Genomic DNA, 18954 nt, shown 5'->3' with positions numbered 1-18954 from the left:
AATCGTGTTAACGAAAATTAGTGTCGATTACGAAGGCCGAGTCCATTCGACCGCCACCTCTTCCGGACGGAAGACGCTTAGCAGCTTGCCGCTGCGGTCAACGGCGAACAGAACGGCCCTTTCGCTCTCCGCGCGGAAAGCGTACCCGCACCCCGTAACGATGTCCTTAATCTCGATGTCGGCATCGTCGCCGGATTCGGAGATGAACACATACAGCGCCCCGTCGCGGAAGCTCAGCTTGCGGCCGTAGATGCCCGGAAGATCGCCCCCGCGAATCCACTCCAATTCGACGACGCAGCCGGCCAGATCTGCCGCATGACGATAAAGCGCCGCAACGGTCGATTGCCGGTCGTTCAGCTCCACGGGCAGAGGGCTCCACAAAAGCTTGCCTCTTCCAATCGGTACGCTGACTAAAGACGAGCTTCCGGACAATCCGATTTCCTTGCTCGCTTCTGCGATTCGACGAGCGCCGAACGAGACGGGATAGAAGCCCCCATCCAGCTCAAGCCGCTCCTCCCTCCTGACATTCGCCAGTTCACGGGAGCCGAGAAGCTCCGTCAGACGACCGCTCTTCCTCCAATAAGCATCCAACCCGGCCGGTCCGGTTAACAACAACACTGCCCCTGTCTCGCTGACGACATCGAGCAAACAGTTCAGCGCGTCGTCGTCGATATTGTGAGGGCTCGGGAAAATAACGAGCTTGGCCGGTTCCTTCGCAAGCGGGGTTACATCGTACTCGGAAACGGCGCGAAACGGCAGCTTCAGATCATAGGCAAGAACGCGCGATGCCGTCGTCGTAGCGTCGAACGCAAGCCTGCGATTGGACAAATCGTTGGAATACGGAAATACGACCGCCGTCTGCTCCCGAACCCGCTCCTTCAACAATCCTCGAATATCGTTCATGAATCGTCCGAAGTCATAGGATACGGATGCTTCCGGCTTTTCCGTGCCATCTGCCCGCAAAGCGCCGATATGGGATTCGTTTGCATTGTTCATATAGAAATTCGTGTTCCAAATCCATTGAATGGCGCCCGCGCCTCCGGTTGCGAACGAATAGGCGTATTTGCGCTCCAGCATATGATGAAGCTCCGCTTCCGACCGCTTCGCCCTGCCGTCCGGAGTCTCGACGTACATAATGCCGGTTTCCTGCACGAGACTGGGCTTGTCCGCCGTTTTCGCGAATGCGCCCGACCAGACCAGATGATCGTTCAGCCACCACGTATGAACCGTCGTATAATCGACCGCTTCCCCATAAAAGAAAGGCGAAGGCCGCTGAGCTCCAAGCGCTTCATCCTGGCCTATGGTCACCGCATGCGTCGGACACGCTTCCTTGATCGTTGCGTACAGCTCCTTCGCCCAGCGGTTCAGCATTTCCATCGAGAACAGTGAATAGTCGAGCCATCGCGTCCCTTTTTTCGCCTGATGCATGTCCTGCACGTCGAAATTGATGTCTTCCGGCTCGGGAAGCTCCGTTGCCGCGAAATCCGGCAGCTCGTCCGGAGTCATATTCCAACGCTCCTGCAGAAGCTCAACGCGGCCATGCCGTTTGCGAAGCCACTCGACGAACGCCGCCCGCTCGACGGCGTCGCGGCCGGAGCGCGGACCCGACGCGAAAATGCGGGCCGGATCGAACATCGAAGGCTCGTTGATGAGATCCCAATCGACGCCCGACGTGTTGCTATGTCTCGTCACAATCGAGCGAATGAATCGCTTCTGAGCGTTCACGCTCCGGGGATCGAGGTAAGGATTGCCACCCTCCCACGTCTCCGGCGTAAAAGAAAAGAACGTGAACGTCACATGCAGATCATGCTTGCGGGCTGTCTGCAAAAACGCATCAATGGCGCGAAGCACTTCCTCCGAAGCATGACCGTCGACCTGCATGACGTTACGGTAAGCGGTCCATATGCCGGTTCGAATCCAGTTGATTCCAGCTTTTCGCATATGGGCCATATCCCGATTCCAAGCGTCGACATTGGGCAAAAACAAAAATTTGCGAGCAACGTCCGAGGTCATGTAAGTCATGCCGACGACCGGCAACGGCTCCCCGTCCTTCCAGAAGTAATCCTTGCCGCAAACGATCGGGCTTCCTTCCTTCAATAAAGATTCGTCCATTCCCCAGAAGCCCTGACGAAGGAACCGGACTTCTCCCGTACTCGATTCGGCTTTGCAAATGACTTTGTAAAAGCCGGGCCGAAGCTCAAGGGTAATGGGAATTCTTGAAATGTCCAGCTCCCCGGTCACCTCAGCCATGTATTTGAATTGCCACGATTGCCCCGAACGATCCTCCCGGTCGATAACGATCTGGAAGGTCCAGTCGACGGGAGCCGGGCCAACCGAAGAGGCTTCGGCCGAGCAGATTCGCTGCGATTGAAACGTGAGCATCGGCTGTTCCCCCGACGCATAGCTCGCGTAATTCGGCTTGATCCATAGCTCCGTAACGCCCCCGGCGCAGAAAGCCGCCCATTCGTGCAGAAAGCCCGCTCCGCCGCCGGCCGCAAACCGTTCGGACAACGGTTCGTTGACGAACATCCAACGGCCCCCGGCATAAGGGCCTCCGACATGCTCCCAGAGCACGACGGGCGCTGCCCTCTCTCTCCCATCGGCCGACACGGCCTTCAGCAACGGATAAATCCGCGCATCCATCGGACCGGCCGAGCCCATTTGGTGAGGGAGATCGGCGCTTTTCGTTACATGGGGCACCAAATTCCAGCTATCTCCCGAATCGAACAAATCTTTCGCATTGTCCAGCAGCGGGATTTCGTCCGATGCCCTCAGCAGCCATGCTGAAGAACCGTTCACCTTAAGCGTTTCATGAATATGAAGTTGCTGGTGGTAGGCTGTCTGCTCAGGCTCAATAACCCAACCGCCGTCTTCCGCGCCTTGTCTGACGGGCTGCTTGAACGGAGCCCCGCCGAAGCTGATCAATCCCCCGCCCCGTTTCAGATAGGCGACGATGGACGTCCATGCGCTTTTGGGAAAATAGGGGCGTGCAGGTTGACGAAGCATCCGTCCCTTCCCGCAGCTTCATCGAGCGCCCGCTCCAATTGCCCCGCATTCGCAACAATAACCGTCGAGCCGCTCCCTTCGCCGGATGCATGGCTGGACAGCCTGCTCGCTAAATCGCCGGAAGCGCTGGCGTATACCTCCGACTTCCGTCCGCCCGCGTCTCCCTTGCGGACAGCCTCTGCCCGCAGCAGCGATTCGACAACTAGACGAATCGCTTCGGAGTCGCCCGCCAGCGGAAATCCGGCATCGTAAAAGACGATCGTCCGACTCACAGCAGTCCCTCCTTCATTGCCCGATGAACAAGCTGGCTGAACAGGCTGTTCGACCAGACGAACCAGCTTCTCGTGAATTGCGCCGGATCGTCCGCATGAAATCCTTCATGCATGTAGCCCGTGCCGGCGTCCGTCGCTTCGAGCATCGCGATCATCTCCAACTTTTCCGCCGGGTCGGAGGCGGTCAAGCCCTGCATCGACAGCGCCATGTGCCAAATATAATTCGGCGGCGTATGCGGACTGCCGATGCCGCGAGCCGCCTTCCCCTCATAGTAAAACGGGTTGCTTCGGCTAAGCGCGAAGCGGCGAGTGTTGGCGTAGACCGGATCGTCTGCCAACGAGGGATCGAGATAAGGAATGGACAGCAAGCCCGGCGTGCCGGCATCGTCCATCAAGCAATAATTGCCGAATCCGTCGGTCTCGTACGCATAGATCGGCCCGAACTCGGGATGACGGTAAATGCCGTACAGCTCGACGCCGCGCCGCACCTCTGCCTCCATCCGCGCAATTTCGCGAACGAACGGCTCGTCGCGGAATACCCATTTGGCAATTTCGCCGAGCTGCCGCAAGGAGACGGCGGCGAACAGATTGGCGGGAACGTTGTAATGAAAATCGCACGGATCGTCGCTAGGCCGGAAGCCCGACCAGATCATGCCCGTGTAGTTGACAGGCATGCCGAGGCCCCCGTTCGGGAGCGAATCCTCTGCTTCCCCGTCGTCTCGCGTGAAGCGATACTCCGACAGCTCGCCATGCCGCTGCTCGGTCCGCCATACGTCGACGATTGTGCGCATCGCCTTTTTGAAATCGGCATTGAAAATATCGGCGAGACCGGTTTCCTTCCAATACAAATAAGCAAGCCGGATGGAGAAGCACATGGAATCGAGCTCGAACTTCCTTTCCCACACCCAAGGCCCCATGTCGGTGCCGTCCGCTGCGTTCCAATGCCAATCGTTGGCCGTTTCGTTAAACGCGTTGGCGTAAGGATCGATCAGAATGCAGGCCATGTGCCGCTTGATCAATCCGCCGATGATCCGCTGCAAGCCCGGATCGCCGGCCGCAAGCGGAACGTAGTGAATGACCTGCTCGACCGAGTCCCGAAGCCACATGGCGGGAATATCCCCGGTCAATACGAAGGTCGTGCCGTCATCCATCAGCTTGGCGGCAGTCTCCAGCGTATTCGGAAAACAGTTGCGAAAAAGGTTCAGCAGCTTCGGACGTCCGGCCAGGCGCTCTTCCGCTTCCGCCAATACGGCGCGGACGGAGTCCGGCAGCTCCGGAGGACGCAATGAAATTCGGGGCAAGCGGAATTTTTCCATCGCTCATACACTTCCTATCGAATCAATTTGATCGTCTTGATTTCATAAGGACGGAACGACAGCTCGAAGCCGCCGTCCCGAAGCGTCAGCTCCTCTGCGTCCTCTTCTTCCAGTTCCAATGCGCCCACCGCGACAACGCGGGACAACGGCTCCGGCCAGCCGACGAAAATCCGCTCGCGTCCGCCCGACGATTCGTAAAATCTTAGAATCGTATCGTCTCCGTCCTCCGTCGCTTTGATCGTGTCGAGCACGACGTGCTCGCTTTCCAACCGCAGGAAGGAATGACGATCCGGCAACGAGCCTCCGAATGCTGCCCCGCCGCCGTTCGCGCCCTTGCCCGATACGCCGAGCCGGACTGCCGCCGGACTGTTCAACTCGGCGGCCTTGCGCGCCACATGCGCCTCCCGCCAGCCTCCGCCATGCGGATAGACCGAGTACACGAACTCGTGCCAGCCTTGATCCGCCGTAACGTCCGGCCATTTCGGCGCTCGCAGCAGCGACAGACGCATCGTGCCTTCCCGGATGTCGTACCCGTACTTGCAATCGTTCAGGAGCGCGACGCCGCAGCCGCTCTCCGACACGTCCGCCCACCGATGCCCGCACACCTCGTACTGCGCCTGCTCCCAGGACGTATTCCGGTGCGTCGGCCGCTCGATCGCTCCGAACGGAATTTCGTAAGCGGCTTTGTCTGTCGTCAAATCGAAGCCGAAAGCGGCTTTAAGCAGCTTGTGGGATTCCTCCCAACGGACGCGCGTCCGGAAGTCGACCCGTTTCTCATGCCGATACAGCACGACATCCTGATAAACGGACGAACGTCCGAGCTTCCATTCGAAGCGAAGCAAATCAAGCGCATTTCCCCGGGCTATTGCCTTCGCCGACACAAGCTCGGCCGCTTCCGCCGGATTTTTCTCGTAATCCGGGTCGATATCCCACGCGTCCCACAGCGTCGGCTTGTCGTGGAATAGCTGGAGCTCGTTGCCCCGGCTTCCCGGCGCCAGCCATTCCCGGTCTTCGGCCTTGTCGTACCAGCGAACAATAGTGCCCGTCCGGTCGAATTCGAGCACGTAAAATTCCGTCTCCCAGCGGTTAAGTTTGTCTTCGCCAGCCCATTCCAGCCCGACCGGCGCAACCGCTTCCGCAGCCCCGACAGGCTTCAGCCAGAAGGTCGCGTAGCCGAATGCAGGGATGGAAGACACTCTGACCGCCAACGCGTAAGCGCCGTCTTTCTCATCGATAGCCGGGAGTAAATCGCACGGCAGTGCGTTCCCGTCGCGATCGAAGGCGGCCATGCCGAGCAGCTCCGCGCCGCCCGAGATCGTAACGACTTCGTCCCGCATCCAGCCGAGGCTGTTGAACGCGTGATAGGGAATGCCTTCGCCCTCTGCCGAGATGACTTCGGCAAGCGCATCGATCCCTTGCTTCAACGCTCCGTCGCCAAGCTCGAACACTCGCTCGTATTCGTTGGCGGACGTCTCGTACACTTCCGTGATTGAGCTTCCAGGAATGATGTCGTGGAATTGATTAAGCAGCAGCAGCTTCCAGCCTTCCTCCAGCGACGACTTGAACGATGCGTGCTGCGAAGCTGCGGCGTACGGACGACCAAGCTCGTTCCACACTTCCGCGTCCCGGTACAGCAGCTCCGCTTTCCGGTTCCAGCTCTTGTTGCGGGCATGAGTCGTAAAGGTGCCGCGATGCAGCTCCAAATACAAATCGCCCCGCCATTCCGGCAAATCCGCGCGATCTTCTCCGACGCCTTCGAAAAACCCGATTGCCGTGCCGAACTCCGCTTGCGGAAGCCCCGGCATCAGATCGGGCCTTTGCGCATACTCGATCATCTCGCGGGTAACCCCACCGCCTCCGTCTCCATGTCCGTACAGCAGCATTTGATCGGGATGACGGTCTTTTTGCCGATAAGAGTCCCAATGCTCCTGAATATCCGCAGGCGTCGTATGCTCGTTAAGCCCGTGGTTGAGGAAGGTTAGCACCTTCGTGCCGTCGATTCCTTTCCAATGGAACAAATCGTGCGGAAATGTATTGGTGTCGTTCCAGCCCAGCTTCGACGTCATGAAGTAGCGGATGCCCGCATGCTGCAAGATTTGCGGCAGAGACGCGCAATAGCCGAACGTATCGGGCAGCCACTCGACGGTCGTCCGCTTGCCGAACTCTTGCATATAAAATCGTTGGCCGTGCAGAAGCTGGCGCATAAGCGATTCGCCGGAAGGCAAATTCAAATCCGGCTCCACCCACATGCCGCCTACAAGCTCCCAGCGGCCTTCGGCTATGCGCTCCTTGATTCGTTCATAGAGCTCCGGGTAATGCTCCTTGGCGTAAGCGTAAAGCTGGGGCTGGCTTTGCGAATACAAAAACTCCGGATATTCGTCCATCAGCGTACAGACGGTCGAGAAGGTGCGCGACGTCTTGCGTACCGTCTCCCGAATCGGCCACAGCCAAGCTACGTCGATATGGGATTGGCCGACCATGCGCATCCTGCCGTACGGCTTGCGGTCCGGCGCTATATTCCGCACTTTCTCGCGCAACTCGCGTTCGGCTTCCTGCCAAAATGCGTCATCCGGCTCCGGTTCCCAGCCGCGACGTTCCACCCGGTTCATCGCCTCTTGAATAGCTCGGCGAAGACTCCCCGCCAGCGGATCGCGCTCCGGCAGCCGCAGCAGCGCGTCCTTCGCCACCGTCAAGCTCCGTAGAAAGCTCTGCAGCGGCCGGTTCACGGCGACCAGAAGAGCGCGGATCGAATGAATAGGCTTGCGGATGACCGCTTGCTTGTTCAGCGGATCCTCCGGCTCGGGAATCGGATCGAACAGCTCGATTTCAAAGAAAGGACTGTCGCCGACCGTCCCCGGCAGAAGCGGAACGAACGTATGGTTGGAATCGAGTCCATGATAAGGCTTCCCGTTCACCCTCAGCAGCCCTTCGCCGCCGAATTCCACGATCAGTCCGACGGGATCGTCGCCGCATTCCGCCGGAATGTCGACTTTCAAGCTTAAGAAGTAGGTCGTTCCGGGCGAACCGGTCAAAAAGCGGGATGGGGCTCCTTTTTCGCTGTCTCCCTGAAACGTATAAACGCCCGGCTTAACGTATTCCGCCAGCCGAACCTCCCATTCCTTCAGCTCCCATACATGCCGCCATTGCCGGTCCGCCAAAGCGCCGAGCATGCGGTCAAGCGCCTGCTTGTTCATCGTCCGCCCCCCTCATCTTCCACAACGATTGTCGCGCTAAGGCCATCCGAATCGTCCGAATGCCGCGCCACCGTCAGTGTGAACGTCCCCGGCTCCAGAACGAGCCGGTAATGTTGTCCCGTGAACATTAGATGCTCGCGCTCTATAATAAATTCCACCTCGCGGGCTTCCCCCGGCTCGAGCCAGATCTTATGAAATCCTTTCAATTCCTTCACCGGACGGGCGACCGAGGAGACGTCGTCCTTCACATACAATTGAACCGTCTCCGCCCCGGCCGTCCCGCCGGCATTCGTCACCCGAACGCTAAGCCTCGCGCGGAACGCGCCGTCGTCCTCTTCCTTCCAGCTTCCGGCTTGCAAGTCGGAATAGACGAACTCCGTATAGCTGAGCCCGAAGCCGAACGGATAACGCGGCTTCAAATCCGTCTCGAGATAACGTTTGCCTCGCGAGCGCTTCCCGTTGTAATGGACCGGAAGCTGTCCCGTCTCCTTCGGAACGGACACGGTCAGCTTGCCGGAAGGATTCGCTTCGCCGAACAAAATGTCCGCGATGGCGCGTCCGCCCTCCTGCCCCGGATACCAAGCTTCCAGAATGGCGTCGGCATGCTCGTCCACCCACGGCTCCGCGATCGGCCGTCCGTTCACGTAGACGACGACAATCGGCTTGCCAAGCGCACGAATCGCCTGCATCAGCTCAAGCTGCACGCCGCTGAGCGATAGCCGGGTCCGGTCGACGCCTTCGCCGCAGTCCATGTCGCTCTCGGCATCTGCTCTGACGACGGATGCTCCGGTGCGCAAGTCGATCGTGCCTTCGCCAAAATCCCGGGCGCTGGAGCTGCCGAGCGCCAGCACGACAACGTCGGCTGCGTCGGCGCATTCAAGCGCCGATTCGAACCCATCGCGGTTGCCGCCCGTCACGCGGCAGCCGGGTGCGTAGCGAACCCGCTCCGGCCCAAGCTTCTCGCGAATTCCTTCCAGCAGCGTCGCAACTTTGCCGCGAGGCTGAGGAGACGTGTAGTCGCCCAACTGATTATAGACGTTGTCCGCATTCGGACCGATCATCGCGACCGTGCCGACCGTCCGGGAGTCGAACGGCAGCGTGCCAGCTTCGTTCTTAAGCAGCACCGTTCCTTCCCGGGCGATTTGGCGGGCAAGCTCCGCATGCTCGCGGCTGCCTACAACGAGCGCCGCCCGCTCTGGATCGACATATGGACGCTCGAACAAGCCAAGCCGGAACTTGACGCTCAGAATCCGTCCGACGGCTTCATTCAGCTCCGCCTCGGATAGTCGTCCGCCCTCCAGCTCGCCCGCCAAGTAATCGCCGAAAAACCGGCCGGACATCTCCATGTCGACGCCGGCTTTCAGTGCAAGCGCCGCCGCATGCCCTCCATCTTCCGCCACATCGTGGCCGGATGCGAGCATGTCGATAGCGCCGCAATCGGTAATGACGAAGCCGTCGAACCCCCATTGCTCCCGCAGCACCTCGCGCAGCAAATACGAGCTCGACGTGCAAGGCACGCCGTCGATTTCGTTGTACGCAGTCATGACGGACAATGCTCCGGCTTCGACCGCCTTCTTGAACGGATACAAGTCAACGTCATGAAGCTCGCGCATTCCCATGTGCGCCGGTCCCGCGTTGCGTCCGCCCTCTGAGAAGCCGTAACCGGCAAAATGCTTGAGCGTCGCCATAACGCTGTCCGTCCCGTCCGGGCTGTCGCCTTGCAAGCCTTCGACGGCGGCAACCGCGAACTCCCCGATCAAATACGGATCCTCCCCGAAGCATTCCTCCGTCCGCCCCCATCTCGGATCGCGAACGACGTCCAGCACCGGCGAATAAGTCGCGGCTCCGCCTTGCGCCCGCGTTTCCAAGGCGACTGCCCGGCACATGCGCCGGTACAGCTCCACGTTCCACGTGCTGCCGATAGCAAGCGGCACGGGAAACACGGTCGCCCCGATCGCCATATGGCCGTGAGAGCATTCCTCGCCGAACAGAATCGGAATGCCCAGCCGGGAATTCTCGATTGCATATTTCTGAATAACGTTAACAGCCTCCGCGCCCTGTCCGGGCGACAACCCCGTCTCGAGCGTTACTTCCGTCCAAGGATCGGCGCGCAACGTGCCGTATAGGGAGCCGATTCCGCGTCCGGCGATTTCCCGTCGGAACGATTCGGTAACTTCGACGCCGCCTTCTCCGTTCTTACGATAGGAATGCCAGCCGAATGGCTGGCATAGTTGTCCGATTTTCTCTTCCCGGGTCATCCGCCCGAGCAAATCCTCGACTCTCTCCTTAAGAGGAGCACTCGCGTTCCGATATTTCATTTTGCGCTGCCCCTTTCTTTATTCCTTGACTGCGCCGATCGTCAGCCCCTGGACGAAATACCGTTGGAAGAACGGATACGCGAGGACGATCGGTCCGGTTGCGAGGACGACCATCGCCATACGGGACGTGTCCTGCGGCATTTTTTGCAAGATGCCTGTATTGAGAGATGTGTTGGCGGAATTTTGCATAATGAATTGCATGCTCGTTTCGATCCGCATGAGCATCGATTGAAGCGGCACCAGACCCGGCTTGTCGATGTACAGCAGAGCGTTGAACCAGTCGTTCCAGTAGCCCAGCGTACTGAACAGAGCGATAGTGGCAAGACCCGGAAGCGCCAGCGGCAAAACGAGCTTGTAGAACGTCTGGAATTCGCCCGCGCCGTCGATTTTGCCGGATTCGAGAATGGCCGTCGGTATCATCGTGCTGAAGAAAGTACGCATGATCATGATATAGAAAGCGTTAACCGCCAGCGGCAAAATAAGCGCCCAGACGGTATCCTTCAGATGAAGCAGTTGGGTAACGATGATGAACGTCGGCACCATCCCGCCGTTGAACAGCATCGTGAAAATGGCCAAAAAGCTGAAAAAGCGGCGGTACTTGAAGCTCTTCTGAAAAATCGCGTACGCATAAAGCGTGATGATGGCAAGGCTGATCACCGTTCCTACTACGGTAACGAATATCGTGACTCCGTAAGAGCGAAGGAGGGAGCCTCCCGTCTCGAACAAATAGCGGTAAGCCTCCACGCTCCATTGCTTCGGAATAATGCGGTATCCGTTGGTGGCGAGCGAGTTTTCGTCCGTAAAGGAAATAATGAGGACGAACAGGAACGGAAACACGCACACGAATGCGAACAAGGCGGCGACAACGTTCAGCGCGGCGTTCCACGCGGGAGTCACCTGTTGAAAATTACGCGTTTTGACTCTTGTATGGGACATAGCCGGCTCTCCTTTCCTTTAGAACAACGCATTATCCTTGTTGATGCGTCTGACTATATAATTGACACGATCACTAGCGTAAAGCCGACGAAGGATTGATATAATCCGGCCGCCGTGCTCATCCCGATCTCGCCCGTCGTTTTCAATCCCCGGTAAACGTAAGATCGATAACGTTGTCATCGAGTACAGCATGCCGGAATTGCGGCACTTGATAGAACAGGCCGAAATCGGCGTAAAAGATTTTGCCTACCGCCAGCAGCGTCATGATCCTCATGACGGGAGCGAGCATCGGCAGCGTAATGTTGCGAACCTGGCTCACTTGCCCGCGCCGTCGATCATCGCGGCTTCGTAGAGCGAGCGGTCGATGCCCATGATAGCGGCCAAGTAGACGACGCTGTTGTAGCCAACCATTTTCCACAAGAAGATGACTACGAGAATGACGAACCATATCCCGCTCGGAATACCAAAGGTCTTATCAATCGCACGTTGGAAGGCTTGCGCATGAAAGAATCAATTGGTATTCCGAGCCGGGATATTGGTTCGTCATTCTCGTAGTCATCTTCTTGTGGAAAATGGTTGCTACAACAGCGTCGTCTACTTGGCCGCTATCATGGGCATCGACCGCTCGCTCTACGAAGCCGCGATGATCGACGGCGCGGGCAAGTGGAGCCAGGTTCGCAACATTACGCTGCCGATTGCTCGCTCCCGTCATGACGATCATGACGCTGCTGGCGGTAGGCAAAATCTTTTACGCCGATTTCGGCCTGTTCTATCAAGTGCCGCGCAATTCCGGCATGCTGTACTCGATGACCAACGTTATCGATACTTACGTTTACCGGGATTGAAAACGACGGGCGAGATCGGGATGAGCACGGCGGCGATTATATCATCCTTCGTCGGCTTTACGCTAGTGATCGTGTCCAATTATATAGTCAGACGCATCAACAAGGATAATGCGTTGTTCTAAAGGAAAGGAGAGCCGGCTATGTCCCATACAAGAGTCAAAACGCGTAATTTTCAACAGGTGACTCCCGCGTGGAACGCCGCGCTGAACGTTGTCGCCGCCTTGTTCGCATTCGTGTGCGTGTTTCCGTTCCTGTTCGTCCTCATTATTTCCTTTACGGACGAAAACTCGCTCGCCACCAACGGATACCGCATTATTCCGAAGCAATGGAGCGTGGAGGCTTACCGCTATTTGTTCGAGACGGGAGGCTCCCTCCTTCGCTCTTACGGAGTCACGATATTCGTTACCGTAGTAGGAACGGTGATCAGCCTTGCCATCATCACGCTTTATGCGTACGCGATTTTTCAGAAGAGCTTCAAGTACCGCCGCTTTTTCAGCTTTTTGGCCATTTTCACGATGCTGTTCAACGGCGGGATGGTGCCGACGTTCATCATCGTTACCCAACTGCTTCATCTGAAGGATACCGTCTGGGCGCTTATTTTGCCGCTGGCGGTTAACGCTTTCTATATCATGATCATGCGTACTTTCTTCAGCACGATGATACCGACGGCCATTCTCGAATCCGGCAAAATCGACGGCGCGGGCGAATTCCAGACGTTCTACAAGCTCGTTTTGCCGCTGGCGCTTCCGGGTCTTGCCACTATCGCTCTGTTCAGTACGCTGGCTACTGGAACGACTGGTTCAACGCTCTGCTGTACATCGACAAGCCGGGTCTGGTGCCGCTTCAATCGATGCTCATGCGGATCGAAACGAGCATGCAATTCATTATGCAAAATTCCGCCAACACATCTCTCAATACAGGCATCTTGCAAAAAATGCCGCAGGACACGTCCCGTATGGCGATGGTCGTCCTCGCAACCGGACCGATCGTCCTCGCGTATCCGTTCTTCCAACGGTATTTCGTCCAGGGGCTGACGATCGGCGCAGTCAAGGAATAAAGAAAGGGGCAGCGCAAAATGAAATATCGGAACGCGAGTGCTCCTCTTAAGGAGAGAGTCGAGGATTTGCTCGGGCGGATGACCCGGGAAGAGAAAATCGGACAACTATGCCAGCCATTCGGCTGGCATTCCTATCGTAAGAACGGAGAAGGCGGCGTCGAAGTTACCGAATCGTTCCGACGGGAAATCGCCGGACGCGGAATCGGCTCCCTATACGGCACGTTGCGCGCCGATCCTTGGACGGAAGTAACGCTCGAGACGGGGTTGTCGCCCGGACAGGGCGCGGAGGCTGTTAACGTTATTCAGAAATATGCAATCGAGAATTCCCGGCTGGGCATTCCGATTCTGTTCGGCGAGGAATGCTCTCACGGCCATATGGCGATCGGGGCGACCGTGTTTCCCGTGCCGCTTGCTATCGGCAGCACGTGGAACGTGGAGCTGTACCGGCGCATGTGCCGGGCAGTCGCCTTGGAAACGCGGGCGCAAGGCGGAGCCGCGACTTATTCGCCGGTGCTGGACGTCGTTCGCGATCCGAGATGGGGGCGGACGGAGGAATGCTTCGGGGAGGATCCGTATTTGATCGGGGAGTTCGCGGTTGCCGCCGTCGAAGGCTTGCAAGGCGACAGCCCGGACGGGACGGACAGCGTTATGGCGACGCTCAAGCATTTTGCCGGTTACGGCTTCTCAGAGGGCGGACGCAACGCGGGACCGGCGCACATGGGAATGCGCGAGCTTCATGACGTTGACTTGTATCCGTTCAAGAAGGCGGTCGAAGCCGGAGCATTGTCCGTCATGACTGCGTACAACGAAATCGACGGCGTGCCTTGCACGTCGAGCTCGTATTTGCTGCGCGAGGTGCTGCGGGAGCAATGGGGGTTCGACGGCTTCGTCATTACCGATTGCGGCGCTATCGACATGCTCGCATCCGGCCACGATGTGGCGGAAGATGGAGGGCATGCGGCGGCGCTTGCACTGAAAGCCGGCGTCGACATGGAGATGTCCGGCCGGTTTTTCGGCGATTACTTGGCGGGCGAGCTGGAGGGCGGACGACTATCCGAGGCGGAGCTGAATGAAGCCGTCGGACGGATTCTGAGCGTCAAGTTCCGGCTTGGCTTGTTCGAGCGTCCATATGTCGATCCAGAGCGGGCGGCGCTCGTTGTAGGCAGCCGCGAGCATGCGGAGCTTGCCCGCCAAATCGCCCGGGAAGGAACGGTGCTGCTTAAGAACGAAGCTGGCACGCTGCCGTTCGACTCCCGGACGGTCGGCACGGTCGCGATGATCGGTCCGAATGCGGACAACGTCTATAATCAGTTGGGCGACTACACGTCTCCTCAGCCTCGCGGCAAAGTTGCGACGCTGCTGGAAGGAATTCGCGAGAAGCTTGGGCCGGAGCGGGTTCGCTACGCACCCGGCTGCCGCGTGACGGGCGGCAACCGCGATGGGTTCGAATCGGCGCTTGAATGCGCCGACGCAGCCGACGTTGTCGTGCTGGCGCTCGGCAGCTCCAGCGCCCGGGATTTTGGCGAAGGCACGATCGACTTGCGCACCGGAGCATCCGTCGTCAGAGCAGATGCCGAGAGCGACATGGACTGCGGCGAAGGCGTCGACCGGACCCGGCTATCGCTCAGCGGCGTGCAGCTTGAGCTGATGCAGGCGATTCGTGCGCTTGGCAAGCCGATTGTCGTCGTCTACGTGAACGGACGGCCGATCGCGGAGCCGTGGGTGGACGAGCATGCCGACGCCATTCTGGAAGCTTGGTATCCGGGGCAGGAGGGCGGACGCGCCATCGCGGACATTTTGTTCGGCGAAGCGAATCCTTCCGGCAAGCTGACCGTGTCCGTTCCGAAGGAGACGGGACAGCTTCCGGTCCATTACAACGGGAAGCGCTCGCGAGGCAAACGTTATCTCGAGACGGATTTGAAGCCGCGTTATCCGTTCGGCTTCGGGCTCAGCTATACGGAGTTCGTCTATTCCGACTTGCAAGCCGGAAGCTGGAAGGAAGAGGACGACGGCGCGTTCCGCGCGAGGCTTAGCGTTCGGGTGACGAATGCCGGCGGGACGGCCGGGCGGAGACGGTTCAATTGTATGTGAAGGACGACGTCTCCTCGGTCGCCCGTCCGGTGAAGGAATTGAAAGGATTTCATAAGATCTGGCTCGAGCCGGGGGAAGCCCGCGAGGTGGAATTTATTATAGAGCGCGAGCATCTAATGTTCACGGGACAACATTACCGGCTCGTTCTGGAGCCGGGACGTTCACACTGACGGTGGCGCGGCATTCGGACGATTCGGATGGCCTTAGCGCGACAATCGTTGTGGAAGATGAGGGGGGCGGACGATGAACAAGCAGGCGCTTGACCGCATGCTCGGCGCTTTGGCGGACCGGCAATGGCGGCATGTATGGGAGCTGAAGGAATGGGAGGTTCGGCTGGCGGAATACGTTAAGCCGGGCGTTTATACGTTTCAGGGAGACAGCGAAAAAGGAGCCCCATCCCGCTTTTTGACCGGTTCGCCCGGAACGACCTACTTCTTAAGCTTGAAAGTCGACATTCCGGCGGAATGCGGCGACGATCCCGTCGGACTGATCGTGGAATTCGGCGGCGAAGGGCTGCTGAGGGTGAACGGGAAGCCTTATCATGGACTCGATTCCAACCATACGTTCGTTCCGCTTCTGCCGGGGACGGTCGGCGACAGTCCTTTCTTTGAAATCGAGCTGTTCGATCCGATTCCCGAGCCGGAGGATCCGCTGAACAAGCAAGCGGTCATCCGCAAGCCTATTCATTCGATCCGCGCTCTTCTGGTCGCCGTGAACCGGCCGCTGCAGAGCTTTCTACGGAGCTTGACGGTGGCGAAGGACGCGCTGCTGCGGCTGCCGGAGCGCGATCCGCTGGCGGGGAGTCTTCGCCGAGCTATTCAAGAGGCGATGAACCGGTGGAACGTCGCGGCTGGGAACCGGAGCCGGATGACGCATTTTGGCAGGAAGCCGAACGCGAGTTGCGCGAGAAAGTGCGGAATATAGCGCCGGACCGCAAGCCGTACGGCAGGATGCGCATGGTCGGCCAATCCCATATCGACGTAGCTTGGCTGTGGCCGATTCGGGAGACGGTACGCAAGACGTCGCGCACCTTCTCGACCGTCTGTACGCTGATGGACGAATATCCGGAGTTTTTGTATTCGCAAAGCCAGCCCCAGCTTTACGCTTACGCCAAGGAGCATTACCCGGAGCTCTATGAACGAATCAAGGAGCGCATAGCCGAAGGCCGCTGGGAGCTTGTAGGCGGCATGTGGGTGGAGCCGGATTTGAATTTGCCTTCCGGCGAATCGCTTATGCGCCAGCTTCTGCACGGCCAACGATTTTATATGCAAGAGTTCGGCAAGCGGACGACCGTCGAGTGGCTGCCCGATACGTTCGGCTATTGCGCGTCTCTGCCGCAAATCTTGCAGCATGCGGGCATCCGCTACTTCATGACGTCGAAGCTGGGCTGGAACGACACCAATACATTTCCGCACGATTTGTTCCATTGGAAAGGAATCGACGGCACGAAGGTGCTAACCTTCCTCAACCACGGGCTTAACGAGCATACGACGCCTGCGGATATTCAGGAGCATTGGGACTCTTATCGGCAAAAAGACCGTCATCCCGATCAAATGCTGCTGTACGGACATGGAGACGGAGGCGGTGGGTTACCCGCGAGATGATCGAGTATGCGCAAAGGCCCGATCTGATGCCGGGGCTTCCGCAAGCGGAGTTCGGCACGGCAATCGGGTTTTTCGAAGGCGTCGGAGAAGATCGCGCGGATTTGCCGGAATGGCGGGGCGATTTGTATTTGGAGCTGCATCGCGGCACCTTTACGACTCATGCCCGCAACAAGAGCTGGAACCGGAAAGCGGAGCTGCTGTACCGGGACGCGGAAGTGTGGAACGAGCTTGGTCGTCCGTACGCCGCAGCTTCGCAGCACGCATCGTTCAAGTCGTCGCTGGAGGAAGGCTGGAAGCTGCTGCTGCTTAATCAATTCCACGACATCATTCCTGGAAGCTCAATCACGGAAGTGTACGAGACGTCCGCCAACGAATACGAGCGAGTGTTCGAGCTTGGCGACGGAGCGTTGAAGCAAGGGATCGATGCGCTTGCCGAAGTCATCTCGGCAGAGGGCGAAGGCATTCCCTATCACGCGTTCAACAGCCTCGGCTGGATGCGGGACGAAGTCGTTACGATCTCGGGCGGCGCGGAGCTGCTCGGCATGGCCGCCTTCGATCGCGACGGGAACGCACTGCCGTGCGATTTACTCCCGGCTATCGATGAGAAAGACGGCGCTTACGCGTTGGCGGTCAGAGTGTCTTCCATCCCTGCATTCGGCTACGCGACCTTCTGGCTGAAGCCTGTCGGGGCTGCGGAAGCGGTTGCGCCGGTCGGGCTGGAATGGGCTGGCGAAGACAAACTTAACCGCTGGGAGACGGAATTTTACGTGCTCGAATTCGACCGGACGGGCACTATTGTTCGCTGGTACGACAAGGCCGAAGACCGGAATGGCTGGCGCCGGGAAGCCGGGGCAACGAGCTCCAGCTATTCCACGACAAGCCGACGCTGTGGGACGCGTGGGATATCGACCCGGATTACGAGAAAAATCCGGCGAAGCGGCCGAGCTTGTGTCGGCGAAGGCAATAGCCCGGGGAAATGCGCTTGATTGCTTCGCTTCGAATGGAAGCTCGGACGTTCGTCCGTTTATCAGGATGTCGTGCTGTATCGGCATGAGAAACGGGTCGACTTCCGGACGCGCGTCCGTTGGAGAGGTCCCACAAGCTGCTTAAAGCCGCTTTCGGCTTCGATTTGACGACAGACAAAGCCGCTTACGAAATTCCGTTCGGAGCGATCGAGCGGCCGACGCACCGGAATACGTCCTGGGAGCAGGCGCAGTACGAGGTGTGCGGGCATCGGTGGGCGGACGTGTCGGAGAGCGGCTGCGGCGTCGCGCTCCTGAACGATTGCAAGTACGGGTACGACATCCGGGAAGGCACGATGCGTCTGTCGCTGCTGCGAGCGCCGAAATGGCCGGACGTTACGGCGGATCAAGGCTGGCACGAGTTCGTGTACTCGGTCTATCCGCATGGCGGAGGCTGGCGGAGGCGCATGTGGCGCGCAAGCCGCGAGTTGAACAGTCGGCGGCAGTCCGGCTCGGCGTATCGGGCAAGGGCGCGAACGGCGGCGGGGCAGCATTCGGAGGCTCGTTGCCGGATCGTCATTCCTTCCTGCGGTTGGAAAGCGAGCACGTCGTGCTCGACACGATCAAAGCGACGGAGGACGGAGACGATACGATTCTTAAGATTTTTACGAATCGTCGGGCGGACGCGAGCGGATTTTCGTCGGCTGCCGGAGCCGTTGTCCCGCGTTGTCGCGGTGGGCGCATTGGAACTGGAAGAAGAGGACGCAGAGGAGCTGACGCTTCGGGACGGCGGCTTCGAGCTGTCGTTCCGTCCTTATGAAATCAAGACGATCAAATTGATTCGATAGGAAGTGTATGAGCGATGGAAAAATTCCGCTTGCCCCGAATTTCATTGCGTCCTCCGGAGCTGCCGGACTCCGTCCGCGCCGTATTGGCGGAAGCGGAAGAGCGCCTGGCCGGACGTCCGAGCTGCTGAACTTTTTCGCAACTGTTTCCGAATACGCTGGAGACTGCCGCCAAGCTGATGGATGACGGCCACGACCTTCGTATTGACCGGGGATATTCCCGCCATGTGGCTTCGGACTCGGTCGAGCAGGTCATTCACTACGTTCCGCTTGCGGCCGGCGATCCGGGGCTTGCAGCGGATCATCGGCGGATTGATCAAGCGGCACATGGCCTGCATTCTGATCGATCCTTACGCCAACGCGTTTAACGAAACGGCCAACGATTTGGCATTGGAACGCAGCGGACGCACCGACATGGGGCCTTGGGTGTGGGAAAGGAAGTTCGAGCTCGATTCCATGTGCTTCTCATCCGGCTTGCTTATTTGTATTGGAAGGAAACCGGTCTCGC

General features: G+C 58.7%; 10 protein-coding genes and 5 pseudogenes. 8 read left to right on the top strand and 7 right to left on the bottom strand.

The window, feature by feature from the left end:
* Positions 1–27 precede the first annotated feature (27 nt).
* The 7 genes and pseudogenes from D3H35_RS28380 to D3H35_RS28355 all read right to left on the bottom strand — a co-directional run.
* On the bottom strand, positions 28–3006 hold the full coding sequence (locus D3H35_RS28380; protein ID WP_325050184.1) for a beta-galactosidase: 2979 nt from the start codon (positions 3004–3006) through the stop codon (positions 28–30).
* Positions 2940–3278: a hypothetical protein gene (locus tag D3H35_RS34385; protein ID WP_325050183.1), complete on the bottom strand. Its 339-nt coding sequence runs from the start codon at positions 3276–3278 to the stop codon at positions 2940–2942. Before D3H35_RS34385 ends, D3H35_RS28380 begins: the two co-directional genes overlap by 67 nt.
* Positions 3275–4594 carry a glycoside hydrolase family 125 protein gene (locus tag D3H35_RS28375; protein ID WP_119152457.1) on the bottom strand — a complete coding sequence of 440 codons (1320 nt, stop codon included), beginning with the start codon at positions 4592–4594 and terminating at the stop codon, positions 3275–3277. The genes D3H35_RS34385 and D3H35_RS28375 overlap by 4 nt, the downstream gene beginning before the upstream one ends.
* 14 nt (positions 4595–4608) lie before the next feature.
* Complete coding sequence (locus D3H35_RS28370) at positions 4609–7788, bottom strand: alpha-mannosidase (protein WP_233568219.1); 3180 nt, start codon at positions 7786–7788, stop codon at positions 4609–4611.
* Complete coding sequence (locus D3H35_RS28365) at positions 7785–10106, bottom strand: glycoside hydrolase family 3 N-terminal domain-containing protein (protein ID WP_119152456.1); 2322 nt, start codon at positions 10104–10106, stop codon at positions 7785–7787. Before D3H35_RS28365 ends, D3H35_RS28370 begins: the two co-directional genes overlap by 4 nt.
* Before the next feature lie 18 nt (positions 10107–10124).
* Positions 10125–11042 carry a carbohydrate ABC transporter permease gene (locus tag D3H35_RS28360; RefSeq protein ID WP_119152455.1) on the bottom strand — a complete coding sequence of 306 codons (918 nt, stop codon included), beginning with the start codon at positions 11040–11042 and terminating at the stop codon, positions 10125–10127.
* An 18-nt stretch (positions 11043–11060) separates the two neighbouring features.
* Positions 11061–11508: pseudogene (locus D3H35_RS28355) on the bottom strand (ABC transporter permease subunit); the annotation flags it as partial.
* 37 nt (positions 11509–11545) lie between these two features.
* On the opposite strand from D3H35_RS28355, the pseudogene D3H35_RS28350 reads away from it, so the two are divergent.
* From D3H35_RS28350 to D3H35_RS28325, 8 genes and pseudogenes are all read left to right on the top strand, one after another.
* Positions 11546–12009: pseudogene (locus tag D3H35_RS28350) on the top strand (ABC transporter permease subunit); the annotation flags it as partial.
* 18 nt (positions 12010–12027) lie between these two features.
* A pseudogene (locus D3H35_RS28345) lies at positions 12028–12944 on the top strand (carbohydrate ABC transporter permease).
* 18 nt (positions 12945–12962) lie between these two features.
* Positions 12963–15282, top strand: a pseudogene (locus D3H35_RS28340) (glycoside hydrolase family 3 N-terminal domain-containing protein).
* A complete protein-coding gene (locus D3H35_RS33200) occupies positions 15279–15959 on the top strand; it encodes a hypothetical protein (protein WP_233568218.1) in 681 nt (226 codons plus the stop codon). Before D3H35_RS28340 ends, D3H35_RS33200 begins: the two are co-directional and overlap by 4 nt.
* The gene (locus tag D3H35_RS33195) at positions 15872–16639 is read left to right on the top strand and encodes a glycoside hydrolase family 38 N-terminal domain-containing protein (protein WP_233568217.1); all 768 of its coding nucleotides are present in this window, start codon (positions 15872–15874) and stop codon (positions 16637–16639) included. The genes D3H35_RS33200 and D3H35_RS33195 overlap by 88 nt, the downstream gene beginning before the upstream one ends.
* Positions 16636–17625 (top strand): alpha-mannosidase, encoded by a 990-nt coding sequence (locus D3H35_RS35410; RefSeq protein ID WP_233568216.1) that lies wholly within the window; start codon positions 16636–16638, stop codon positions 17623–17625. The genes D3H35_RS33195 and D3H35_RS35410 overlap by 4 nt, the downstream gene beginning before the upstream one ends.
* Before the next feature lie 51 nt (positions 17626–17676).
* Positions 17677–18449: pseudogene (locus D3H35_RS33180) on the top strand (glycoside hydrolase family 38 C-terminal domain-containing protein).
* Between the two features lie 180 nt (positions 18450–18629).
* Positions 18630–18954: glycoside hydrolase family 125 protein (locus tag D3H35_RS28325; protein ID WP_119152453.1), on the top strand; the 325-nt coding region annotated here is incomplete at its 3' end.

The organism is Cohnella faecalis (assembly GCF_003570905.1).
GTDB lineage: Bacteria > Bacillota > Bacilli > Paenibacillales > Paenibacillaceae > Cohnella > Cohnella faecalis.
This window is presented reverse-complemented; position numbering and strand designations above follow the sequence as displayed.